Origin of the sequence: Erythrobacter aurantius (assembly GCF_023823125.1) — a bacterium.
Lineage (GTDB): Bacteria > Pseudomonadota > Alphaproteobacteria > Sphingomonadales > Sphingomonadaceae > Erythrobacter > Erythrobacter aurantius.
In genome coordinates, this window is the sequence record NZ_CP090949.1 from 2,858,609 (window position 1) to 2,882,839 (window position 24,231).

Genomic DNA, 24,231 nt, shown 5'->3' on the forward strand with positions numbered 1-24,231 from the left:
ATCATGACGCCCACTTAGGGTGCAGCTGTCAAACCAGAGATCGGCTGTCGGCAATTGCGGTAATCCCGCGCTTGCCGTTGGCATCGCGACCCAATTGCACGATCACGTCGATAACGCTCGCCGCGTAGGAAATCGTGTCAGAGCGGGTAAGGCCGATCCCTGTCTGCATGACCATGAGCGCGAGTTGCTCCAATGCGCCCCGCAGCGAATTGGCGTGAATGGTCGAAAAGCTGCCGGGATGGCCGGTGTTGATCGCGCGCAGGAAGGACACGCTTTCTGCGCCGCGCAGTTCGCCAAGGACGATGCGATCGGGCCTCAGTCGCAATGCGGCCTGAAGCAGTTCATTGGGGGTGACCTTCGCCTCACCTAGTTCGCCCTTCACCGCCACCAATCCGACAGAGTTTTCGCCCGGGAATTTCAATTCGGGCGTATCTTCCACCAGCACGACGCGCTCCTCGCGCGGGATTTCACCCAGCATGGCATTGAGGAAAGTCGTCTTGCCGGTGCTTGTCCCGCCTGAGATGAGGATGGTGCGCCGGTGGCGGATGGCTTCACGCAGATATTCGATCGGCTGAAACTGCGGATCGGGCATTTCGATCACAGCCTCACCGGCAAGAGGCCCGGTGTCGTAGGCGTCAAGCGGGAGGTCGAGCCGGCGGTGACGGCGAATGGCCATGACCCAATGCTTGCGGCTTGCAGGCGGACCGCAGAACTGGATACGCGCGCCGTCGGGCAAGGTAGCACCTAACAGCGGATGTTCGCGGTTGATGCCTTGATGACTGACCCGCGCAACCTGTTCGGCAAGGCGTTGCACAAGGCGATCATCGATTTCGGGGGTGATGACCTTCTTGATTCCGGGATCTGACGCATCCTCGATCCAGACCTCGCCGGGCGCGTTGACCATGATTTCGGTAATCGTGTCGCGATCCAGCCAGCGCTTGAACGGCGCAAGATAGGCTTCGAGATAGACGCTGCGTTCCCCTCCGATAGCAGCATAGGAGGGCGTTTCGCCTGTTGGGGCGGTGCCATCATCCGCATTGCCACCAGCGGGATGCTGGCCGGTCGAAAGAGGATGAATGTCAGCCGTCATATCCGGAAACGCCCGCCCAAAATCACTGCGAAACGGTGCTGAAGTCGAGATCGCGCGCGGTGAAAACGCGGATCGGTTCGCCCATGCGCACGCGGATCGTCGGGCTGATCTGGCCGTCTTGCTCCGCTGCGACACCCGCAGCGCCCTGTCCGGCGCCGCCAAGCACAATCGAGGTGCCGCCCGAAGCCACCGCCCCGAGCCCGCCGATCACGGACAACAACATCGCGGAACCGAAGCGGCGGAAGAAGTGGCTATTCACATCGCCTTCCAGCCCGGTTGTGCCATCAAAGGCCACCGCTGGTGACGCGATATTCACCGATGCACCATCCGGCCTGATCAGACGGGTCCAGATGACATAAGCGCGCTTTTGCCCTTGCTGGACACCGGACTGGTACTGCCCGATGAGGCGCGACGAACGCGGCACCAGCACCCGGCTGCCGTCAAAGCTGCGCACGTCCTGGCTCACAACCGCGCGAACATAGCCGGGCACGTCGGTGTTGATCGCGGTTTCGAGGATCGCGGGGATCATCGTTCCTTCTGTTACCGTCGTTGCCGGATTGACCATAGCTCGCGCCTGGGCCGGAGCGCCGCCGACGCCGCCTATGCGGCTTGCAAAGGCAGCTGCCGAACCTCCTGCGCCGCTGTCACCCGTGCTTGTCGCCGCGCTCGTCGACCCGCCCGTGATCGGCTGCTGCGCGACATTCGCTCCGGCCGCCTGACTGGCATCGAACACGAGCTGAGGGCTGTTGTAAGGGTTCACAGCGGCTCCCACGGCAGGCGCGTTCGCAAGGATCGGCGCGGGTGCCGGATCGGGACGCGCCGGCAGAACTGCCGGGGGCGGCGATGGCTGCGCGTTTGGATCAACTGCTGGAGCAGCCGCCGCTTGCGCGGGCACCTGCTGGCCTTGTCCGCCAACACTGGCGGGTTCGGGAACTTGTGCCGCGTTCATCGCCCAAAAGGTCGTGGCACCAAGCAGCCCCACGATCGCGACCCCCGCCGCGAGCCCCAGCCCTTCGGTCTTGGTCTTGCGCTGCGCGACCGGAGAAAAGCCGCTGCGGCTTGCGAGATCGATGACGTCGGCGGATTCCTCGTCACGCGGATCGATCCCGCCATTGTTTCCATTGTCGCCCTTCTTGGGCGGAAGACGCATGGCAAGACGCATCAGTTCTTCTCCCTTTGAAACAGTTCACACGCGGCCATCATGATCCACGTCGCCCGCTGTCGCCTGCGCGGGCGCTCTGGGAACGCACCGGGCCGGTGTTGGTAAGCGTGGCGCTTTCACCGCCCGAACGCAGGATCACCTGCGCAGGCACACCGTCCAGCACAACGGTATCGCCCCGAACCGTGAAGTTGACAGGCCCGACATCGCCATCGGCATTGGTGACAAGGATCGCGGGAACCGCAGTCCCTGCAGGCCAAGTCAGGAACAGGGCATCGCCATTGTCATAGGCGCGGGACGGGAGCAATTCGCTGGCGCCTGCCCCTGCCCATTCGAAATTGAGCATCGCGGGATCGGTGACCGCATAGGGATCGTTCGCCGCAGCCAGTTCAATCGCATTGGGTTCGCCCGCAGCAGCCGCGCGTTCGGCCTCCTGCGCTGCGGCGAGTTCCGCCTCTGCCTGAGCCCGCTCCAGTTCCGGATAACGGAATTGCAGAACGTACAGCGGCGCATTGCGCGGGCTGGCAACCAGATCGAACAGATAGGTGCGCTTGCTCGTCACTACCGTCATATTGGTGCGCGCGCTCGGTTCCAGTGGCTTCACAAACAGGATCGACTGCGCCTTGTTCGGCTGAATCTGCCACGCATTGCTGTCGCCGACCGCGACGTTCTCAATCGTTTCGTCCGGTCCGAACTTGATCGTCGTCTGGACCAGAACCTTGCCCCGAATGGTGAAAACCTGCGCTTCGTCGAAGGTCAGCGTCTGAAGACGGGGATCGCCTTCAGCCGCGTCCTGCGCAGCTGCAGGAACCGCTAGTGCAAGGGCAAGCCCAGCAACAAAAGGCCGAATGAAGTCGGCACGGATCATTTCGTTTTCTCCGATCTCGAAACATTTCTGCCCGCCTGACCTGCGGAGCGGAAGCGGTTTCCAATCCCGCGCGTGCGCGAGGTTGCTGGCGCACCTGCGGCGCTTTGGCCGGTGCCAGCACTGGTGGCAAATACCTTGGTCTCGCGGATGATCGCACTGCCCGCTGAACCCGTATCATTGGCTGCCTGCACGACGGGGGTTGCGACATCGACGCGTCGTTGCCCACCAGTCGGAGCCGCCCTCGGCGTCAATTGCGAAGCACGATCCGGTGTCACCGCCAGCGGTTGCGCCATCGGAGCAAGAGCAGGCTCGAACGCGCGGTTATCAGCTTTGTCCGGGGTGGCGAAGCCAAAGACTGTCCAGCCGCTGACCATTTTTGCAGAAACGATCAGAACCATCAGCATCAGCGCGCAATGGACAAACCCCACAAGGAAAAACGCCATCGCCGCCTGTTGGTCAATCTGTCCCGGAACCGCGACCAGTGCAGCAAGGATCGGCACCGCAAGCTCAAGCATGATCGACCCGCCGACAACCGCAAAAAACGGCGCGAGTGCAAGCATCACCAAACCTTTGAGCCAGCCGACAAACAGCCCGCGAGTGCCATTGAACAGCGCCATAACGACAAAGATCGGCCCAATGGCAAGCAACAAGGCAATCCCGATCCGGGCCGTCACCAGCAGACCGACAGTTCCGATCAGCAACAGCATCGCACCAAACCACATCATCCCCGGAGGCGAGAACATGTTGATATCGGTCTGGCCGGTTGACGCCTCTTGCACGGCGAGGAATACGATATCGAGCTTGGTCGCGAAGGTGGCGGTGGCAGAGCTGCCGCTGTCGGTAAGCAAGCCTGCGACGTAGTTCGGGCCACCGACCACGAGTTCGTAGAAAATCGCCTGAAAAGCGGCAAAACTGGTCGCAAAGGTCAAGACCAGCCCGATCGTCATCATCCTGGGGATGACAGCGCGGATCGACAGGTTCGACCTGCCAAGCATCAGGCTGATGCCGAAGAACGCCACATAAAGGGTGAGCATGATCGAAAGCGCGAGCCCGAATTGCCCCTCGGATCCGAACAGACGATTGAACGCCTGCTCGCTGACCTGCGATGCGATGCAATCAACCGCAGTCAGCGCCGCAGCGACGCCGGTGCCCATGTCCTGAGCAACGAGATCGCAGCTCGTCGTCATTCCGCCGCCTGCCAGACGGGAATGCCATCCTCATCCACATCGCTGACCCCGTCGGGCCACGCGCGGTTGGTGAGCGCAGGATACCACGCGCTGGGTTCGTCACCCACGGCTTCGCGCAGGAGATCGAGGCGACGCACGGCGGCCTCCCGTCCGGAAAGGATCGTCAGCACTTCCGGCGCACCCGACAGATCGAGCCGCACCACCACGCTTGCATCGGGCTGACGCACAAGGAAGCAGCGGCTGTGTGCCGGGAGTGAGCGGATCAGCGCGAATTCGTGTTCGGTCAGACCGAAACCGTCGCAATAATCCTCTGGCCGGGCGCGGCTGTTCGGCATGAACACCATCGTCGCGGTCTGTTCCACCAGCGCCGTCGAAATGCGGCTTTCCAGAGCATCGCGGGCGCTCTGCGTGGCAAAGCCCACCAGCGCGTTGCGTTTGCGCAGGGTCTTGAGCCAGTCACGGATGCGGGCTGCAAATACCTCGTCATCGAGCGCCTTCCAGCCCTCGTCGATGAGGATCATGGTCGGTTCACCGTCCAGCCGTTCATCGATACGGTGGAACAGATACATCATCGTCGGCGTGCGCAGGCGCGGGTTTTCGAGCAATTGCGTCATGTCGAAACCCAGAACGCGGGCGTCGAGGTCCAGCGCATCGCGCTCGTTGTCGAACAACCACGAATGCTCGCCGCCATCACCACCGGCAGAGCCGATCCAAGCGCCCAGCCTGTCGGCAAGATCGCCAGGTTCGGGCCGGCGCGCACCGGCTAGCAGTTCCTTGAAATGGCGCAGTCGCCGCAGCGACGGATCATTCGCATAGGTCGCATCGACCGCCGCGCTGATTGTCGCGTATTCCTCCGGCCCCTCGGCCTTTAGCAGCACACCGAGCCAGTCGCGCAGAAACGCGCGGTTCGCCGGGCTATCAGGCAGGGCGAGCGGGTTGAAACCGGTCGGCTGCCCCGGATTGATCCGGTCATAACGCCCGCCGATGCCGCGAATGAACAGCTCAGCCCCGCGATCCTTGTCGAACAGGATCGTGCGCGGCTTGAACTTCTGCGCCTGCGCGGCGAGGAAATTCATCACCACGGTCTTGCCCGAACCCGACGGGCCGATGACGGAGAAGTTGCCGAGGTCGCCGTGGTGGAAATTGAAGAAGAACGGTGTCGCGCTAGTGGTTTCCAGCAGCGTCACCGCATCGCCCCAGTGATTACCGCTCGCCTGTCCCAGCGCGAAGCCGTGGAAGCTGCCAAAGCTCGCCATGTTGGCGGACGAGATCATCGCGCGGCGCACGATGTATTCTTCATTGCCGGGAAATTGTGCCCAGAACGCGGGTTCAAGGTTCACGTCCTCGCGCACCGCTATGGCGCCGCTATCAGCAAGGGCGGCGGCACAAGCCGCGCTTGCATCATCGAGCCGATCAAGTGTGGCTTCGCGCACCAGCACGGTCAGGTGATGATCACCAAAGCCGACAGCCCCATTGCCCAGCGCATCACGCGCAGCCATCATGTCGGCGCGCTCTGCCGCTGCCTCTTCGTCGACCGAACGCGAACGCCGCAGCGCCAAGTCGATCCGCTCCTTTGCCGTCGTCCTTTCATTGGGCGCATAGCTTTCGGTGACGATCATTTCGAACGGCAGGCGCAGCAAGCCATCGAGCAGACCCGGAGAGGTTGCCTCGGGATAATCCTTCAATCCCAGGATGGCCGAGAAGTCAGGCTGGCCCGATCCCTTCAGTTCCATCGCATCGAGACCGAAACTGGCCCGCCGATACGGCAGCATGTGGCCGATATCGGTTTCGGGCGATGGACGCCGCACAGGGCGCATCTCGCCATTGTAAAGCGCCGAGAGCAATTCGAGCATTTCCGAATTGGTCCCGCCCTTGCCTCCGGGTGCCGCATAGTCGCCCAGCACCGCCGCGCCATAGGCGGAAAGGGACGCGGTAAGTCCCGTCACCGCAGCTTTCAGGCTGCGCAGATCCTTGGGATCGGCTTCAAGCTCATCCTTGCCCTGCCGTGAAAAGAACTTGCCGATCCGTTCAGGCAAGCCCGTTTTGCCGCGCGCCGGACGGCGGATGAGGGTGACGAACTGGTCGTTGATGAACAGCGATCCGCCCGCAAGTCGCTGTTTCCAGCGCGCATCGATGTGGCGCGAAAGCGGATCGGGAAATTCGGCGTCAAGCTCCACCTCGACCCGGCGACGGATGACGTGATGATAAAGCACGAACCGTGCATCCAGCGTCGAACGCAGCACCACTTCGCGCGTCGCTGCATGGGCATTGAGCGCGTCGGAATCCTCGGTTTCGAACAGCAGGCCGGGCACCTGGATCGCGCTCATCACCGATCCGTCACGCAGCAGCACGGTGCTTTCGTCGATCAGCCGCTCATACGGCAGGCGATCGCCGACGCGCGCCTCCTTGGCGCTCCATGCAGCAGGTCCGATCCATTTCACCATATCCGGCCCCCCTTAAAAGGCCTGTTCGTCAATTCTAAGGCGCGTAGCTGTTGCAGCCCCAGCGCTTGTAATTGGGTACGCGCGGGCACTTGGACACTTTCGTCACCCACAGGTCGAAAATGCGCGGTTCGCGCAGCGACGCAAAATAGCCGATCCCATGCATTACGAACGGAACCGGAATGATCCAGAAACTGTTGAGGATCAGAAACGCGATCGTCGTCACCATCATGTTGATGATGAAGAAATTCATCGTCACGCCCATGAACATCTGCGGGCGAGTCAGCGTGCGGTGCACAGGATGGCGGACGAGATCGCTCATGATGCGCGCTACACCGCCCCGCCGGAAATGGTCGCCACCAGCCGCGGCGCGCCAAAGATGATGAAGACGCCGATGATAACGGTCGCACCATAGCGCCAGTTCATCCGGCCGGTCAGCATCATGAAGCCCACCCCGGCCACGGCCATCACCGCGAGAGCGGTCGCAATCGGGCCGAGCAATATGCTCTGCATCCACAGCAATGCGCTGGTGATCGGATCACCGCCCTGATTGGTGCTCTGGGCCAAAGCCGCGCTTGGTGCTGCGAGAGCCGCGAACATGGCCATGGCGCGAGCCGGAAAGCGAAAAGTCGATGTCATTGAAGCTTCCATAGTCCTTTGAACAATTTGTCTGGTTCGAGCAGCCTAGCGTGCATCCGGCCGGGAATGGCTGGCGAGCCGCCCCATGATCGCCGCTACATATTGCTTGGTCTCTTGAATGTTCGGAATACCGCCTGCGCGGATCACCCGGCCCGGCCCGGCATTATAGGCGGCAAGCGCCTTTTCGAGATCGCCGTCGAACAGATCGAGCTGTTCGCGCAAGTAACGCGCGCCGCCTTCGAGATTCTGCATCGGATCGTCGGGATTGACGCCGAGATAGCGCGCGGTGCCGGGCATCAATTGCGCAAGGCCCCGCGCCCCTGCATGCGAAACCGCATTCTCACGCCAGCGGCTTTCCTGCCACACGAGTGCCTCAAGCAGGCTGGGACTCAGATCGAACCGCTGTGCCAGCTCGCTGATCTTGGCTGCATAGCGCGGCGGCACAACGGCGGAGTGCGCCAGCGGGTTGGCAATGATCGCGTCCGGAATGATCATGGCATCAAGATCGACCTGGACATTTTCGGGCCCTGCCGGAGCAGCCGCTCCGACAAGCACGGATGAACCCCCGGCAACCCAGCGGGCGCCGCTTTCGTCCAGTTCCATGACGTCTGCTTGCGCGACTGTTCCGGCGAACGCCAGACAGACAGCCAAGCCAACACTGCTCGCACGGGCGAGAATCATTCCGGGCCCTCCAGAAACTCCCCTTTGTCTACAGTAAATGACACAAAGGTGACAGCCTCAGGATCGTTCGGCCGGGCACCTTCATGAAGGGGCACGAAAAGGGCGGCCTCCCCTGCCTGGGAAAGCCGCCCTCGTTCGTCTGAATGCTACTTTCTATTGGCGAAGGGTCAGACGGCTTGAGTCACCAGCCCGTTGCTGAAACTCACCCCGATCCAGCATCGCGAGCGCGCGGCGCGCGAGCCGACGCGAATCCATCGTGGCGCCATTTGCCATTTCCAGTTCGATGACTTCGCGCGATGCCATCGCCGCTTCGAAGCTTGCCCGCGCTTCGGCATCATTGCCGCCTTGCGCATAGGCGATGCCGAGATTGATCAGGAGCGCCGGATCGCCGGGCGCTTCCTCCAGCGCAGTCTTGAGCATGGCGATGGCGCGCACGCTTTCGCCTTGAGCAAGAGGTTGCACGGCCAGTTCGCGTTCCGCCGCCGGATTGGTTTGCGCCTGAACAGGCATGGCCACACTCATCGACGCAGCGAACAGGGCGGCTATTGCGGCGGGTGTCATGTTTGACAGCTTCATCTCTCGAACCTCCAAGTTGATAATGTGAAGGTGCGCGAGAAGGCGCGCAGATGCAACGCAAATGTCATAATGTAATTCTTTTGTCATTTTTGAGAGATGAGTCTCGATATTTCAACAGGTTATGACTGTAACATTTCCATCATGACCCAGGTTCGCCAAATGGATTGTTTGTCATATTTGTCTTTCTTCGGTTATGTGACAGCATTTGGACCTAATCCGTAACACAGCAAAAATTCTGTCACACACGGCACCTAGCGCAGCCCTTGCGAACCACGTCGCATCTTTTCGATTCTCGGTTTTTAGGGGACCGCTCGCTGTGAAAAACATTCAACGCACTCTCGTTCTTGGCGCCAGCATCATTGCTCTTGCGGGCTGCGGCGCGGACGAAATCGTCTCGCCCGGCACCAGCGGCGACATCATCATCAACAACCCGGCTCCCACGCCGACTCCGACGCCAACCCCCACGCCGACTCAGGCGCTGGTCACACCGGCCGCCGGCTGCCCGACGATCGCATCGTCGCCCGGCCTCACCGATGTCGGCACGATCACCGGCCCGACCGGCGAATATCGCGTCTGCCAGCTTCCGACGACCTTCAATGCTGACGACAACCTGCCCTTCATCAACGGCCTGCTTTATCAAATCTCGGGCCGCGTCAATGTCGGTACTGACCAGGGCTTCAACAGCACCGGTTCCGATGTGAACCTTTCGATCGAACCGGGCGTTATCCTGTTCGCCTCGGCTGAATCCTTCTTCGTCGTGAACCGCGGCAACACCATTTCCGCCAACGGCACCGCCGATCGCCCGATCGTCTGGACCAGCCGCGACAACGTGCTCGGCATCGCAACCGACAACAGCCAAGCACAATGGGGCGGCGTCGTCCTGCTCGGCCGCGCTCCGGTTTCGGACTGTTCGGACCAGGTGTTCAACACCGCAGCGACCCCGAATGCCAACCCGCAGTGCGAACAGCAGCTCGAAGGCACCACCGTTGCGACGCCTTTCGGTGGCACCAACTCGGCTGACAGCTCGGGTTCGTTCACCTTCAACCAGATCCGCTATTCCGGCTTCGAACTGCAGCAGGCCAACGAACTTCAGTCGCTGACCACCGGCGGTATCGGTTCAGGCACCACGATCAACAATCTGATGTCGTTCAACAGCTCGGACGACGGCGTCGAATTCTTCGGCGGCTCGGTCAACATGCGCAACCTCGCCGTGATCGGCGCTTCGGACGACTCGATCGACGTGGACAGCGGCGCTCAGGCCAACCTCCAAACGGTGGTTGTCGTGCAGCGTTCGAACACCGGTGACAGCATCATCGAATTCGACTCGCCGGACGATCTTGGCGACGGCACCCCGGGCAATGCCCTGCCGCAGTCGCGCATGAACGTGAACAACTTCACCTTCGTCCAGCGTTCGTCGGCATCCTCGCAAGCCGTCCGCGCTCGCGGCGGACCGGCTCTGGGTCTGACTAACGGCGTGATCGACGTAGACTCCGCTGACGACAGTTGCATCCGCATCGACGAACAGATCACCCTGGCTGCGATCATCGGCATCGACTCGGTCGTTTGCGATGGCGCCAACCGTCCGGTGCGTGGTTCGTCCGGTGTTTCCGACGCAGAGGTTCAGGCTGTCGTGGATAATGGCACCAACAACAACCTGTTGTTCACGCTCTCGCTCACCAACACTTTGGTGAACGGCGCCAATGAAAACGGCGTAACCGTGTTCGATGCGACGGCCCGTTCGTCCTTCTTCACCGATCCGCAGCCCGGCTTCATCGGTGCTGTCCAGTCCGACCTGACACAGGCATTCGGCAACTGGACCTGCAATTCGGCAACGATGAACTTCGGCAGCGCGACCGGGGCTTGCACCTCGCTCCCGGTCTACTAATCGCGCCTTTCGACCTGAACCGGGGGAGGCGCCGCGAAACCGCGTGCGCCTCCTCTGCTCATTCAATCGGGTCACGTTCGGCCCGGACACGTTTCAAGACCTAAACATGAAGGGGTCTCACATTATGTCGACCGGCAAGCGCCTGGCAGGCCTGCTGCTTCTCACCACGTCGCTCACCTTCCCCGCCGTCCTGCACGCGCAGGATACGGCGCAGCCCGCCCCGCAGCAGGACGAGCTGGCTCAGGACGTCGAAAGCGTCGAGGAAGACGATTATCAGGAGCCGGAAATCTCGGTGCCCGGCGGCTCCGGGATCATCGTCACCGGGCGGCGCAACCGCAATCCGGAGCGTTCGTCCACGCAGGTGCTGAACGTCCTTTCCGAAGCGGACATCGCTCGTACCGGCGAAGGTGACATTGCCGGCGCGCTGGGCCGCGTGACCGGCCTTTCGGTGGTCGGCGACGGACGCGTGTTCGTGCGCGGCCTCGGTGATCGCTACTCGCTCGCGCTGCTGAACGGCCTTCCCTTGCCCAGCCCCGAACCGCTGAGCCGCGTCGTTCCGCTCGACATTTTCCCGACCAACGTGATCGCCTCGTCGCTGGTGCAGAAGACCTATTCGGCCAACTACCCCGGCGAATTCGGCGGCGGCGTGATCAACCTCACGACCAAGGCCGTTCCGGTTGAGGATTTCCTCTCGGTCAGCTTCTCGATGGGCGGCGATACCGAGACGACCTTTGAAAACGGCCTGACCTATTTCGGTTCCAACTGGGATTCCTTCGGTTTCGACAACGGCAACCGTGATATCCTGTCGAACCTGCAGGCATTCTTCGACAGCGGCGAACGCATCGGCAACGTCCCGATCTCTGTCTCTGAAGGCATTGCCGGGCAGCTATTCCCGCTCAATCTCGTCACCTTGCAAAAGGTCGACAACCAGCGCCCCAATTTTTCCGGATCGATCACCGGCGGGGCCTCGTTCGAATTGGGCGAAGACACCTATCTCGGCGTGATCGCCACCGCCTCGATCAAGAACAGCCTGCGCAACCGCAGCGTTTTGAGCCAGCGTGGCAGCAATGATTTGTCCGAGGTGTTCGAACAAACCGAAACCTTCATCACTGATGAAAGCGTGCTGGTGAACGGCCTGCTGGGCCTCGGCCTCGATTTCGGCCCGCACACGGTGCGCTGGACCAATCTCTACATCCGTGACACGCTCAAAACCGCGCGTCTTTCCGAAGGGTTCGACATCTTCCCCGGCGAAACCGGGTTCGATTTCCAGAACCAGCAGACCGCATGGTTCGAGCGTCAGCTGATGGACTCGCAACTGGTCGCGGAACTGGATTTTGACCGGTTCAGCGTCGATCTGCGCGGCGGATACGCCCGCACCGATCGTGAAGCTCCGTTCAACACCACCTTCAGCTACACCCGCACCAACCTTTCGGGTAACCCGTTCGGCGACTTCTTCGTTGCGTATTTCAACCAGCTTTCGGACGCAGGCATCACCACCGTCTCGTTTGATGACCTGACGGAGAAGCTGTGGTTCGGCGGCGTCGATCTCGGCTACGAATTGACCGACACTTTCGAAGTCACCGTGGGCTATGCCTATTCGGACACCGATCGCCGCTCGGAAAGCCGCGAATTCCGTCCGTTCATCGCGCCCGATGCCAGCAATCCGGATCTCGGCTCGCTTGACGAAAACGCCGCTATTGCGCTGGGTCTGCGGCGTCCGGGCGACATCATCAACGGGGCCACCCTTGCGGGCTTCAACGTCACCCTTACCGAAGCGACGCCCTTCCCGGTGTTTGACGCGGCCTTGGAAGTCAACGCGGGCTATGGCCTCTTCCGCTGGCTGCCGACCGGCAACCTCACGCTGGAAGCAGGCGTGCGTTATGAAGACGCGACGCAGGCGGTGAACCTCGACCAGACGATCTTCAACACGCCGATCGCCGGGGCCACGCCGACTTTCATCGCCAACGACTACTTCCTGCCGAGCGGCACCGTCACCTGGGAGCCGATCGACGACCTGCAACTGCGCCTTTCGGCCTCGCAGACGATCGCCCGCCCCCAGTTCCGCGAGCTGGTCGAACAGCGTTACTTCGATCCCGAAAGCAACCGCCTGTTCCAGGGCAACCCGCTGCTGCAGGACAGCGAACTGCTGAACATCGAAGCCCGCGCCGAATATTATCTCGGCGGGTCGGATCGCGTCAGCCTTGCCGGCTTCTACAAGAAGATCGACAACCCGATCGAAAGCACGTTCAACGTCGCATCGGGGCAGGTCTTCACCAGCTTCGCCAACGCCCCTTCGGCACAGCTTTACGGTTTCGAGCTTGATGCGGTTTACGGCATCGATCTCTACAACCTTGGCGGCAGCTTCTTCGAAACGAAGCAGTTGCTGTTCATTGCCAACTACACCTTCACCCAATCCGAACTCTCGGTCGGCGCGGGTGACATTTCGCCCGTTCCGGGCAATGCCAACCAGCTTGCCAGCCTCATCTTCGACGATGGCGCGCCGCTGGTGGGCCAGTCGGATCACATCGCCAACTTCTCGTTCGGCATCGAGGATACCGAGAAGGTCCAGCAGCTGACCGTCCTGCTCAACTACGCCAGCGAACGCGTGACCCAGCGTGCGGGGGCTCAGCCGGACTTCATCGAAGATCCGGGCCTGACGGTCGACATCGTTGCCCGCACTGATTTGAAGCTCGGCGTGCCGCTGGAACTGAGCTTTGAAGCGCGCAATATCTTTGGCCGCGACAATTTCGAGTTCCAGGAGCTTGGCGCGAACCGGATCGAGTTCAACACCTTCCAGGTCGGCACGTCATTCTCGCTGGGAGTGACTGCCAAGTTCTGATCGCTAACAGGCGATACCGAATTAGGAAAGGCCGCCCTGTAACGGGGCGGCCTTTTGCTTTGCCGGTCGCTTCGTTCGCGCTTCAGGGCAGGTCGAAGACGTAGCCCATCGATCGCACGGTGCGCAGCGGATTGCCTGCTCCGGCCGCCTTCAAGGCGCGGCGCAGACGTCCTACCCAGACATCGACGGTGCGTTCGTCAATCGGCGGCTCGCGCTTGCCCAGTCCCTGAATCATGTCCTCGCGGCTGAGCACGCGGTTGGGGTTTTCCGCGAGGAAGCGCAGCAGCCGGAACTCATTGGGCCGCAGCATGATCGGTTCGTCGTTCCAGCGCGCCTGTAGTGCAGCCATGTCGATCACCAGCGGACCCATGTCGACCCGCTGCACCGCGTGTCGTTCGGCGTGGCGCGATTGCAGCGCCAGCACCCTGTCGAGCACCGCGTTGCGCGCCAGCGGCCCGACCATGTAATCGTCCGCCCCGGCCTTCAGCGCGCGGCGGCGATCCTCGACGTCGTCTTCCTCCAGCACCATCGTCACATGCGCTTCGCTGGTGCGCGGGTCGGCGCGCAGGCGGCGGCACATTTCGAGCCCCGCCAGATCGTCCATCACCCAATCGACAAACACCCACACCGGGCCATCCACCAGACGGAGCGGGCCATCCGGCCCCATCCTGTCGAAGGTGAATCGCTTCCCGTCGTGGATGAAGTCTTCGAGCGTTTCGCCAAGCTCGCTGGTAAGGAAGATGTTGATGACGTCCATGCGCCGCCCCGGACTGTTGCGAGCCCCGGATTGCCGCCGCGATGTGACGCATTCGTGACGTGATTGCGACGATCACTACACACATGTCACATTCGCGTCGATTTTGTGCGCGCATCGCTCCTTTTGCTCAATCCAGCACGCTCACCTGATCCATGCCCGGCAAGGCCATCGCCATGGCGGTGGGCCATTTGGGACGGTAAGGTGCCTCGATCATTGCGATTTCCTCCGCCGAAAGCTTCAGATCGAGCGCCGCCACCGCCGCCTCGATATGCGACGGCTTGGTCGCCCCGATGATCGGCGCCGCGACCGCCGGCTTGGTGAAATGCCATGCCAGCGCGATGCTCGCCATCGCCTCCCCGCGCTGCCGCGCCAGCGTATCAAGCGCGGCGATCACGGCATTGTCGGCCTCGTCCTCGGGATAGATCACCTTGCCGAAACCGTCGGTCTTGCTGCGCACCGTCTCTTCACCCAGAGGCCGCGCCAGCCGCCCGCGCGCCAGCGGGCTCCACGGGATCACGCCGACCCCCTGATCGACGCACAGCGGCAGCATCTCGCGTTCTTCTTCGCGGTAGATCAGGTTGAGCTGGTTCTGCATCGAAATGAACCGCGTCCAGCCATTGCTGCGCGCCACTTCCTGCGCCTTGGCAAACTGCCAAGCATACATCGACGATGCGCCGATATAGCGCGCCTTCCCCGCCTTCACGATGTCGTGCAGCGCCTCCATCGTTTCCTCGATCGGGGTCGCATCGTCCCAGCGGTGGATCTGGAACAGGTCGACATAATCCATGCCCAGCCGCGTCAGGCTGTCGTCAATCGCCTGCATCAGCGACTTGCGTGAAAGCCCGCCGGTGTTGGGGGCATTGCGCCACGGAATGAAGGCCTTGGTCGCCACCACGATCTCGTCGCGCCGCGCCATCTGGTTCAACAGCTTGCCGGTGATCTCTTCCGACGCGCCGCCCGAATAGCCGTTGGCGGTGTCGAAGAAGTTGATCCCCGCCTCCAGCGCCTGCCGAAAGAACGGGCGACTCGCCTCTTCATCCAGCAGCCAGTCGCCGTGCCAGCCCTTGGTCGTATCGCCATAGCTCATGCAGCCCAGACACAGGCGCGAGACGGAGAGGCCGGAATTGCCGAGACGGGTGAATTTCATGATTCATGCCTTTCGAAGGCTGGGATGGAACAAACAAATGGGTGTTTTGAAAATATCGGAATTGCGAACAACCCTATGAAATAATGCAGGAACTTTCCCATTTCCGGCCCGCCGGGTGTGACTTTTCGCATTTTCCACCTTTTTGCCGCCTCGCTTCGCGTCGTGATGCAGAATTAGCATTCAAGCGGCGGGTAGGAAATCGCCGCGAGGCTTGCGCCGGTCATGTCACGAAAGCGTCAGCCCGCCGTCCACCACCAGCGTCTGCCCGGTCATGTAGGATGCCAGCGGAGAAGCGAGGAACAACGCCGCCCCGGCCATGTCCTCCGGCGTGCCCATCCGCCCCAGCGGGATCGCGCGCAGGCTTGCCTCGCGCCGTTCGGGATGGTCGGTGGTCACGGCGGTCAGCTTGGTCGGGACCAGCCCCGGCGCGATGCCGTTCACGCGCAAACCGTCCCTCGCCCAGGCTTCGCCCAATGTCTTCACGAGGCTCGCCGCGCCCGCTTTCGACGCGGCATAGGCGGGCGTGCCGATGGTCGATTTGAACGCCGCAACGGAAGACACCACGATCATGTTGCCGCCGCGCTCTGCCAACCCTTGGTGAAAGGCCCGCGCCACATCCATCACCGAATTGAGGTTCACATCGACAACCGCATCCCAGCCTTCGCGGGTGAATTCGGCCCGTTTGTAACGAACCACCCCCTGCGACTGCACCAGTACATCGACCGCACCGATTTCCGCCGCCAGCGCATCCGCCGCGTCGCGATCCGTCACGTCGAGCCGGTGATAGGTCAGCCCGCGAAGATCGCTGTCCTCGGCCTCCAGATAGTCCCCTTCGTCGGGCCGCGTGCCGGTGACGATCACTGCCGCCCCATGCGCGCGAAACCCTTGGGCAATGCCATTGCCGATCCCGCTCGACCCGCCGATGACGAGCACGAGCTTTCCGCTGAAATCGAGGGGCGTGTTCAATGTCGCTCTCCTTTGATGGCCATCCAAGAGCGTGTTGAGCGAATTGTAAAGCGATCGATTCAGACGGCGATGCCGACGGCTTTCAGGCAAGCCCTCCGGCTTCGCCTGTGGCAGAGAATGGGTGGGAAGTGGACTTCCGTAGGTTAGTCGATTTGGTGTGTTCGCTTGACGAAAGCTGATAGCTGAAAGTTGGGGTGGTGGGCTTGAATGCGGGGCCGTCGGTGGTTTAGCTAAAGAGCCAAGTCTGAACTCGAAAATTGGATCACCCGGAACATCATGAAGGCCTTCTCAGCACTCGGCATCGTCAGCGCCCTTCTTTTGTCTAGCCAGACAGCCTCAGCAGAAGAAGTTTATGCTGTTTCGCCAACCGGACAGCCAGAAGCACTTTTCGCGAATGAACCTGAAGAGGTGCTCGCCAGCTTGAGCGAGCTTTGCCGAGTCAATGAAGGCAATGTCGTCGAGCGGGAGAAGTTCAGCATCACATGTGAGTTTGAAATCTACGGAGACGATCCGCTCACGGGCGTCCTCAACATCGTGACTTTGTCAGAATCCCCGAGAGCCTATTTCAGATTTGACCTAAACACCGTAGATGGGGGGACAATGGCGACCGCCTCGGGGTGGGCTGGAACGGTTTCTCTCGGGAGAGAAAGCCGTGTCGCCTATGAAGACGCACGTTTTCAGAATAATGTGACAAACTTCATGTTGAATGCCGGAGGGCAATACACCCCTGGAACCACCTTCCCGAACCATGCTCTTCTCGGTCTTAGACTGGAGCCAGTCGAACAGCCACGAAGAGGCTACGTAGTCCGTGAGGTGGTCCCGGGTGGTCAAGGAGATCAAGCCCAACTCGCTTTGGAAGACGTGATCACTCGTATCGCTGGCGAACGGGTAAGAGAGCCGCAAGACCTCTTGCCCGCGCTAGAAGAGGCGGCGGAGGAACGAAGCTTTACTGTTGAGTTTTATCGAGGTTCCGAACGTCGCTCTGTCACAGTCGAGACGGTATTCAGGGACCCTATTCCGGGAGCCCCCCTTGGAAATCTGTCGCCAACAGTTGGCGAAGGCGAACCCCAATCGATAGAACTTGACGAGCCAGACGGAACTTCAGTGACAGATAGCATCGCTGAACTGGAAAGGCTTGCCGATCTACGGGATCGCGGCGTGTTGTCGGAAGCGGAATTCACGCAAATGAAAGCGCGGATCCTCGCGAATGATCCTCCCGCCGAAGGCGCCCCAGCAACATCACCTACTTGGGTTCTGGTTAACAGTAACGGTGGAGGCTGGGATCAATACGTCGACCGCCGGTCAATCCGCATGATATCCAATGGCTATAAGCAAGCCTGGGTACGAAACGACTTCGGCAGGCCAAACAGGCATGGGGACACCAGCAGAAGGAACCTCTCAGAATTCGACTGCGCCATGGGACGATTTCGCCACCTTGAATCAGTCTACTACCAAGGGGAGGAGGTCACGACGCAAGATGATCCTTCTTCGGAATGGATAACTGCCTCCCGTATCGGGATTGGGTCCGAAAGAACACTGACCTACGTGTGCGAAGGGAGGCTGGCTGAGTAGCCACACGCCTGACATAGCCGTGAGAGTAAAGCCTCGGTCTTTAACTCCCTTGAAGTCTAAATTCCTTCCATTTGCGACGTGAATGGCGCCCTGACCCTAAAACCATTGACGCTTCCACCACCCGTTTTCGTTGAAATCATAAATCGCCGGTCGGTGCTTGAGTCCCCCTTTCCGCTGCCAATGTTGCGAAAATTTGTTCGCCTCGTGGCAGGGTTCGTGAAGTGGAGCTAACCTAGCGTCCGCAATGGGGTCGCTAGCGGAACGATCGCCATTTGCTCGAAAGCGTCGCAAGCCCGCCACGACAGGCATCAGTCCAACCCATCGGCTAGATCGAACGGCTGATCACTTCCTTCATGATCTCGCTCGTGCCGCCATAGATGCGCTGCACGCGGGCGTCGCGCCACAGTCTCGCGATGGCGTATTCATTCATGTAACCCGCGCCACCATGCAGTTGCAGGCAGGCGTCAACCATCTCCCACTGCATTTCGGTGTGCCACAGCTTTGCCGCGCTGGCTTCGCCCGTGGTCAGTTCGCCGCGCAGGTGGCGGGCAATCGCCCAGTCGAGATGCGCCCAGCCGACCTGCAATTTCGCCGCGAGGTCCGCGAGGGTGAACTTGGTGTTCTGGAACTGGAACACGGTGCTGCCGAATGCCTTGCGTTCCTTGGTGAAGTTCACCGTTTCGTCGAATGCGCGCTGCGCCCCGCCCATGGCGGAAACGGCGATCGAGAGGCGTTCCTGCGGCAATTCTTCCATCAGGTGGATGAAGCCGCGATTTTCCCCGCCCAGAATGTTTGTCTTGGGCACGCGCACGTCCTGGAAAAACAGTTCGGACGTGTCGGCGGAATGCTGTCCGATCTTGTCGAGGTTCCGGCCCTTTTCGAAACCGGGGGTGTCGGCATCGACGAGGATCAGCGAAGTTCCCTTGGCCCCTGCGGTGGGATCGGTTTTCGCCACCACGATCACCACATCGGCGTTCTGGCCGTTGGTGATGTAGGTTTTCGACCCGTTGATAACGAGGTGATTGCCGTCCTCAACCGCAGTGGTGCGGATGCCCTGAAGGTCGCTGCCCGCGCCCGGTTCGGTCATGGCGATGGCGCTGATGATATCGCCGCTGATCATGCCGGGCAGGTATTTCTCCTTCTGCTCCGGGCTGCCGAGCCGCTCGAAATAGTTGACGGTGATGTCGTTCTGCAGCGTGAAGCCGGCCGAGGTGCCGATATAGGCGAGCTCTTCCGCCAGCACGCAGTTGAAGCCGAAATCGAGGCCGAGCCCGCCGTTCTCTTCCTTCACCGTGGGGCACAGCATCCCCGCCTCGCCCAGCGCCTTCCAAGCCTCGCGCGGGACGATGCCTTCTTCCTCGTGCTGGTCGAGATAGGGGACCATGTGTTCGGCGAGCACCTTTCGCACGGTGTCGCGGAATGCTTCGTGGTCTTCGTTATAGGCGGTGCGGTTTGCTGTGTTCAGCATGGGGGCGTCTCTCTCCGGTGAGCCGATTCAGGTTGCGGGACGCAACTGGCCTGAGAGCACCGCCGATGTAAAGTGCGAAGAATACGAGGCGCGTGGCCTTAGCCCACAAACGCCCGCTCGATCACGAACTGGCCGGGTTTGTTGTTCGCGCCCTCTTCGAAACCGCGCGCTTCCAGATCAGCGGCGTGGTCCTTGATCATCGCCATCGAACCGCACAGCATCACGCGGTCTTCCTCGGGGACGAAACGCTGCGGACCCTTCGACTGTTCGAACAGGCGGCCATCGTCGATCAGCGCCTGAATGCGGCCCTGCGTGCGGAACGGTTCGCGCGTGACGGTGGGGACATAGATCATGCGTTCGCGCTGATCGTCTTCGAGCAGCGGATCGCCTTCGAGCTTGCTTTCCAGCAGTTCGCGATAGGCAAGGTCAGCCACGCGGCGCACCGAATGGACGACGATCACTTCCTCGAACATCTCGTAGACTTCGGGATCGCGCACAAGGCTCATGAACGGGGCAAGGCCGGTGCCGGTCGACAGCATGAACAGCCGCTTGCCCGGCAGCAGCGCGTCGGTGACGAGCGTGCCGGTCGGCTTCTTGCCGAGGTAGATCGGGTCGCCTTCCTTGATATGCTGGAGCCGCGAGGTCAGCGGGCCGTCCTGCACGATGATCGAAAGGAATTCGAGTTCCTCGGCATAGGAGGGCGAAGCCATCGAATAGGCGCGCAGCAACGGCTTGCCGTCTTCCTTGGGCAGGCCGATCATGATGAATTCGCCCGAACGGAAGCGGAAAGACGCCGGGCGCGTCATCTTGAGGCTGAAGAGGTCGTCGTTCCACTGGTGGACGTGGGTGATCGTCTCGACCGAAACGGCACCACTTTCCTCAAAGGCTTCACGGGGTGGAATGGGCGATACGGTGGTCGTCTCGGTCAAAACTCAAAAGCCTCGGTCTTGCGGTTCTGGCGCGAGCGCGCCTTCGGGAATGCGGGAGGGCAAATGGACGTTTCACCGCCGCGCTTCAAGGTAGTTTAGTGATAAGGGGTGAAAGCGCGCCTTGATCCCGCGCAAAAAGGCGCGCTGCTTTTCGCCCCTGATCAGTTCCACCCGGCCCGGTCGAAAATCTCCACCGCCTGGCGCTGGTTCCGCCCGATTTCCGCGGCGTTGAGCGTGTCAGCCTTGAATGTGCCAAGCTGTTCGACCGCCGAATTCGCCTTCAGCCCGTTAACGGCGGGGTATTCATTGTTGCCATCCGCGAAATACCGCTGCGCGCTTTCGGAAGTGAGATATTCGAGGAAAGCGATGGCGTTGGCGCGGTTGGGAGCGTTCACCGTCACGCCTGCGCCGCTGATGTTGACATGCGTACCCACGCCGTCCTGATCGGGGAAGATCACGCCGATCGCGTCGAAGATCGCACGGTCCGCGCCCTCGCCCCCGGCATAGCGCGCGAGGTAATAGGTGTTGACCACGGCGATGCGGCATTCGCCTGCGGCCACCGCCTCGATCTGGGCGGTGTCATTGCCTTGCGGATCGCGCGCGAAATTGGCGACCACACCCTTGGCCCAGTTTTCAGCCGCTTCGGCACCGCGATGCGCGATGATCGCCGACAGCATGGAGATGTTGTAGATGTTGGAGGACGAACGGATGCAGATATCGCCGCGCCACGCCGGATCGGCGAGATCGGCATAGTTGGCGAGCCCTTCGGGCGTGCCCTGCTCCTTGTTGTAGATGATCACCCGCGCGCGGGTCGACAGGCCGAACCACAGCCCGTCAGGGTGGCGCAGATGCGCGGGCAGGCGTTCGTTCAGCACTTCGGAGTCAACCGGCGAAAGAATGCCCGCTTCCTCTGCGCGCCACAGCCGTCCGGCATCGACGGTGATCAGCAGGTCGGCGGGCGAGAATTCGCCTTCGCTCTGGATCCGTTCGATCAGCGCATCGGCATCGGCTTCGATCCGGTTGACCTTGATCCCGGTCTGCTCGGTGAAATCCTCATACAAAGCCAGATCGGTGTCGTAGTGGCGCGAGGAATAGATGTTCACCTCGCCCGCATCGGCGACCGGCGCGGCATCTTCCGCACCCGAACACGCCGCAAGGGCAAACACACCGGCCAAGCCGAGAATCATACGCTTCATGGGATACCTTTCCGTCATTCACGCGCTCTCTGTCCGTTTTGCGAATGATTTGCAATAGTAGATATTCAGGGCGCCCTATTGGTGCGCGAAAGCCCTGACGCTGCCGACCCGGGGAACGACGCGATACCGGCTGCCCTCAGCCACGGGCGATGTCGTCTGCACCGTCATTTCATCGCCCGATCCATTGCGCAGCAGCACCCGGCTGGCGACGCCCAGAGGATGCACGTCGCGCACCCACAGCCCCTCGGCATCGGGTTCGCAATCGAGCGTTTCGGCATGGATCAGCAGATCGAGCGCGGCGGCATCGGGCAGTTCGCCCGCCACGCAGGTAACCGGCCACAGGCCCAGCGGCGTGCGCAAAGCGTCGCCTTCGCGGCTGGCCACCATCACCTGCGCCCCGCCGAAAATCGCCCCGACAGACGCGGTGGCAGGCCTTTCATGCAGATCTTCAGGCGTGCCGAACTGCACGATCCGCCCTTCTTCCATCACCGCGATGCGATCACCCACATCCAGCGCCTCTTCGGGATCGTGCGTAACCATCACCGTTGTCGTCCCCTGTTCGCGCAACAGCACGCGGCAATCGCGGCGCAGGCGGCGGCGCAGCACGATATCGACGCTGGCAAAGGGTTCGTCCATCAACAGCACTTTGGGCCCCGGCGCCATCGCGCGGGCGAGCGCGGCGCGCTGTTGCTGACCGCCCGAAAGTTCGTGCGGATAGCGCGCACCAAGGCCCGACAGGCCGACCCGTTCAAGCCAGCCGTCCACTTCCCCGCGATTCCCGCGCGGCAGCCCGAAGCCGATATTGCCCGCGATCGTCATGTGCGGGAACAGCGCGCCGTCCTGAAACACCAGCCCCACGGGCCGCGCTTCGGGTGGCGGGTTTGCCCCCGGCTGCGCCAGCACATCCCCGCCCACCAGCACGCTGCCGTGCTGCACATCGAGAAGTCCCGCCGCGAGATTGAGCAAGGTTGACTTTCCGCAGCCCGAAGAGCCAAGCAGGCACGTAATCTCGCCGGTCGGCGCGGTGAAAGACACATCGCGCAGCGCCGTCACATCTCCGTAAGCATGGGCAATATGACGAAATTCGAGGCTCACATGATTGTCCTGATCGGCAAGAAAGACGGATGCGTCCGGTGAGCCGCCTTACGCAATCCGCCCCGTCCGGTGCAAGGCTTGCCGTGCACGCGCCCCTGATCCGGCTTGATCGCTGGACTTCGGGCGCGCTGGCGCTGGCCGCGCTAGCCGCGCTGCCGATCCTCGCCATTCTGGTTTCCGCGCCCAGCGGCGGGATGGAGGCGATCGCGCACCTCGCCCGCACCGTGCTGGCGCGGTACACCGGCAATACAATGCTGCTGATGGTGTTGGCCGGGTCCATTGCCGCCATCGTCGGCACGGGCACGGCCTGGCTGGTGGCCGCGGCACGTTTTCCCGGACGCCGCCTGTTCGCCTGGGCATTGGTGCTGCCGCTGGCGGTCCCCGCCTATATCGCGGCCTATATCTATGCCGACCTGTTTGATTTTGCAGGGCCGGTGCAAACCGCCTTGCGCGGCGCGACAGGGTGGGAAAGCGGCGATTACTGGTTCCCCGAAATCCGTTCGCTGCCCGGCGGCGCATTCGTGCTGGGCATCGTGCTTTACCCCTATGTCTATCTGCTGGCGCGGGCCGGGTTTGCGGCACAAAGCCAAAGCCAGTTCCGCGCCGCACGCAGCCTTGGTGCGACGCCTTCGCGTGCCTTCTGGCGGGTGGCACTGCCCGCCGCGCGCCCGGCGATTGCCGGGGGACTGGCGCTGGTTTTGATGGAGGTGCTGGCCGATTTCGGGGTCGCCGAATATTTCGCCATCCCCACCTTCAGCACGGGGATTTTCCGCAGCTGGCTGGCGATGGGGGACAAGCAGGCGGCGCTGAAGCTGGCGGCGATCATGCTGATTTTCGTGATCGGCCTTATCGTGATCGAGGCGCGCACCCGTTCGGGCCGGACATCGGGCAAGGATACGCTGGCGGTCGGGCGGCGGGACGAAGCGTTGATCGCGCTTTCCCCGGCGGGCAAGGCGCTGGCGACCATTGCCTGCGCGCTGCCGGTGCTGCTGGGTTTCGGCATTCCGGCGGGCGCGCTTTTGTGGATGGCGGGCAGCGATGCCGCTCTCTCCGCGATGGGCGATCTGGCGCATTACATCAGCGGCAGCCTGTGGCTGGGGATCGCCACCTCGATCACCTGCCTTGCCGCCGGGATCGTGCTGGCCTTTGCCAAGGCTCGCTCGAACAGCTCAGCCACCTCGGCCGCAATCCGGGTTTCGACCTTGGGCTATGCCCTGCCCGGCGCTCTGCTGGCGGTGGGTCTGCTGGCCCCGCTGGGAGCGGTTGATGTCGGCCTGACGCGGTTTGCCCGCGATTCGCTCGGCCATACCGGCGGGCTGATTCTGACGGGGACAAGCGTGGTGCTGGTCTATGCCCTTTCGGTGCGGTTCCTGACGGTGGCGTTCAATTCGATCGACGGCGGGCTCAGCCGCATTCCACCATCGCTCGACGCAGCGGCGCGTTCGCTGGGCGCGGGGCCGCGCCGGGTGCTGGCGCGCATCTATATCCCGCTGCTCAGCCCCAGCCTTGCCGCAGCCGCCGCGCTGGTTTTCATCGACACGCTGCGCGAACTGCCCGCGACGCTGATCCTGCGCCCGTTCAACCTCGAAACGCTGGCCACCCGCACCTATCGCCTTGCAAGTGACGAACGGCTGGTGGAGGCATCCATACCCGCGCTCATCCTGCTGGCGGCGGGCCTGATCCCGGTGCTGTTGCTGACCCGCAGGCCGAAATCCTGACCTTACCGGCACTGTCAG

20 protein-coding genes are annotated in these 24,231 nt (G+C 62.0%); 4 read left to right on the top strand and 16 right to left on the bottom strand.

The window, feature by feature from the left end; all coding sequences use genetic code 11:
• Positions 1-28 precede the first annotated feature (28 nt).
• The 9 genes from virB11 to L1K66_RS13795 all read right to left on the bottom strand — a co-directional run bounded on the left by virB11 (position 29) and on the right by L1K66_RS13795 (position 8,641).
• Positions 29-1,090 (bottom strand): P-type DNA transfer ATPase VirB11, encoded by a 1,062-nt coding sequence (virB11, locus tag L1K66_RS13755; protein WP_252258367.1) that lies wholly within the window; start codon positions 1,088-1,090, stop codon positions 29-31.
• 22 nt (positions 1,091-1,112) lie between these two features.
• The gene (locus L1K66_RS13760; protein WP_252258368.1) at positions 1,113-2,252 is read right to left on the bottom strand and encodes a TrbI/VirB10 family protein; all 1,140 of its coding nucleotides are present in this window, start codon (positions 2,250-2,252) and stop codon (positions 1,113-1,115) included.
• A 37-nt stretch (positions 2,253-2,289) separates the two neighbouring features.
• The gene (locus L1K66_RS13765) at positions 2,290-3,117 is read right to left on the bottom strand and encodes a TrbG/VirB9 family P-type conjugative transfer protein (RefSeq protein ID WP_252258369.1); all 828 of its coding nucleotides are present in this window, start codon (positions 3,115-3,117) and stop codon (positions 2,290-2,292) included.
• Positions 3,114-4,304, bottom strand: a complete 1,191-nt coding sequence (locus L1K66_RS13770) for a type IV secretion system protein (protein ID WP_252258370.1) — start codon at positions 4,302-4,304, stop codon at positions 3,114-3,116. Before L1K66_RS13770 ends, L1K66_RS13765 begins: the two co-directional genes overlap by 4 nt.
• The gene (locus L1K66_RS13775; RefSeq protein ID WP_252258371.1) at positions 4,301-6,748 is read right to left on the bottom strand and encodes a VirB4 family type IV secretion/conjugal transfer ATPase; all 2,448 of its coding nucleotides are present in this window, start codon (positions 6,746-6,748) and stop codon (positions 4,301-4,303) included. Before L1K66_RS13775 ends, L1K66_RS13770 begins: the two co-directional genes overlap by 4 nt.
• A 34-nt stretch (positions 6,749-6,782) precedes the next feature.
• Positions 6,783-7,067: a type IV secretion system protein VirB3 gene (locus tag L1K66_RS13780; RefSeq protein WP_252258372.1), complete on the bottom strand. Its 285-nt coding sequence runs from the start codon at positions 7,065-7,067 to the stop codon at positions 6,783-6,785.
• Positions 7,068-7,075: 8 nt separating this feature from the next.
• Positions 7,076-7,384, bottom strand: coding sequence for a TrbC/VirB2 family protein (locus tag L1K66_RS13785; RefSeq protein ID WP_252258373.1), 309 nt, complete (start codon positions 7,382-7,384; stop codon positions 7,076-7,078).
• A 45-nt stretch (positions 7,385-7,429) separates the two neighbouring features.
• Positions 7,430-8,065: a lytic transglycosylase domain-containing protein gene (locus tag L1K66_RS13790; protein ID WP_252258374.1), complete on the bottom strand. Its 636-nt coding sequence runs from the start codon at positions 8,063-8,065 to the stop codon at positions 7,430-7,432.
• A 153-nt stretch (positions 8,066-8,218) separates the two neighbouring features.
• Positions 8,219-8,641 carry a tetratricopeptide repeat protein gene (locus L1K66_RS13795; RefSeq protein ID WP_252258375.1) on the bottom strand — a complete coding sequence of 141 codons (423 nt, stop codon included), beginning with the start codon at positions 8,639-8,641 and terminating at the stop codon, positions 8,219-8,221.
• Positions 8,642-8,957: 316 nt separating this feature from the next.
• Here L1K66_RS13795 and L1K66_RS13800 point away from each other — a divergent pair, with 316 nt between their 5' ends.
• Positions 8,958-10,526 (top strand): hypothetical protein, encoded by a 1,569-nt coding sequence (locus tag L1K66_RS13800; RefSeq protein WP_252258376.1) that lies wholly within the window; start codon positions 8,958-8,960, stop codon positions 10,524-10,526.
• 124 nt (positions 10,527-10,650) lie between these two features.
• Positions 10,651-13,365: a TonB-dependent receptor domain-containing protein gene (locus tag L1K66_RS13805; protein WP_252258377.1), complete on the top strand. Its 2,715-nt coding sequence runs from the start codon at positions 10,651-10,653 to the stop codon at positions 13,363-13,365.
• A gap of 82 nt (positions 13,366-13,447) precedes the next feature.
• On the opposite strand, the gene L1K66_RS13810 is transcribed toward L1K66_RS13805, so the two are convergent.
• The 3 genes from L1K66_RS13810 to L1K66_RS13820 all read right to left on the bottom strand — a co-directional run bounded on the left by L1K66_RS13810 (position 13,448) and on the right by L1K66_RS13820 (position 16,235).
• Positions 13,448-14,122 (bottom strand): response regulator transcription factor, encoded by a 675-nt coding sequence (locus tag L1K66_RS13810; protein ID WP_252258378.1) that lies wholly within the window; start codon positions 14,120-14,122, stop codon positions 13,448-13,450.
• A gap of 127 nt (positions 14,123-14,249) precedes the next feature.
• Entirely contained in the window at positions 14,250-15,269 is a 1,020-nt protein-coding gene (locus tag L1K66_RS13815; protein WP_252258379.1) for an aldo/keto reductase, read from the bottom strand.
• A gap of 225 nt (positions 15,270-15,494) precedes the next feature.
• Positions 15,495-16,235, bottom strand: a complete 741-nt coding sequence (locus L1K66_RS13820) for an SDR family NAD(P)-dependent oxidoreductase (RefSeq protein ID WP_252258380.1) — start codon at positions 16,233-16,235, stop codon at positions 15,495-15,497.
• A gap of 276 nt (positions 16,236-16,511) precedes the next feature.
• On the opposite strand from L1K66_RS13820, the gene L1K66_RS13825 reads away from it, so the two are divergent.
• The gene (locus L1K66_RS13825; protein WP_252258381.1) at positions 16,512-17,807 is read left to right on the top strand and encodes a surface-adhesin E family protein; all 1,296 of its coding nucleotides are present in this window, start codon (positions 16,512-16,514) and stop codon (positions 17,805-17,807) included.
• Positions 17,808-18,132: 325 nt separating this feature from the next.
• On the opposite strand, the gene L1K66_RS13830 is transcribed toward L1K66_RS13825, so the two are convergent.
• The 4 genes from L1K66_RS13830 to L1K66_RS13845 all read right to left on the bottom strand — a co-directional run bounded on the left by L1K66_RS13830 (position 18,133) and on the right by L1K66_RS13845 (position 22,495).
• The gene (locus tag L1K66_RS13830; protein ID WP_252258382.1) at positions 18,133-19,275 is read right to left on the bottom strand and encodes an acyl-CoA dehydrogenase family protein; all 1,143 of its coding nucleotides are present in this window, start codon (positions 19,273-19,275) and stop codon (positions 18,133-18,135) included.
• 98 nt (positions 19,276-19,373) lie between these two features.
• A complete protein-coding gene (locus tag L1K66_RS13835; RefSeq protein WP_407931952.1) occupies positions 19,374-20,204 on the bottom strand; it encodes a ferredoxin--NADP reductase in 831 nt (276 codons plus the stop codon).
• Between the two features lie 161 nt (positions 20,205-20,365).
• Positions 20,366-21,400 carry a Fe(3+) ABC transporter substrate-binding protein gene (locus L1K66_RS13840; RefSeq protein ID WP_252258383.1) on the bottom strand — a complete coding sequence of 345 codons (1,035 nt, stop codon included), beginning with the start codon at positions 21,398-21,400 and terminating at the stop codon, positions 20,366-20,368.
• Positions 21,401-21,475: 75 nt separating this feature from the next.
• Positions 21,476-22,495 carry an ABC transporter ATP-binding protein gene (locus L1K66_RS13845; protein WP_252258384.1) on the bottom strand — a complete coding sequence of 340 codons (1,020 nt, stop codon included), beginning with the start codon at positions 22,493-22,495 and terminating at the stop codon, positions 21,476-21,478.
• Positions 22,496-22,533: 38 nt separating this feature from the next.
• Here L1K66_RS13845 and L1K66_RS13850 point away from each other — a divergent pair, with 38 nt between their 5' ends.
• Positions 22,534-24,213, top strand: a complete 1,680-nt coding sequence (locus tag L1K66_RS13850; protein ID WP_252258385.1) for an ABC transporter permease — start codon at positions 22,534-22,536, stop codon at positions 24,211-24,213.
• Positions 24,214-24,231: the final 18 nt, after the last annotated feature.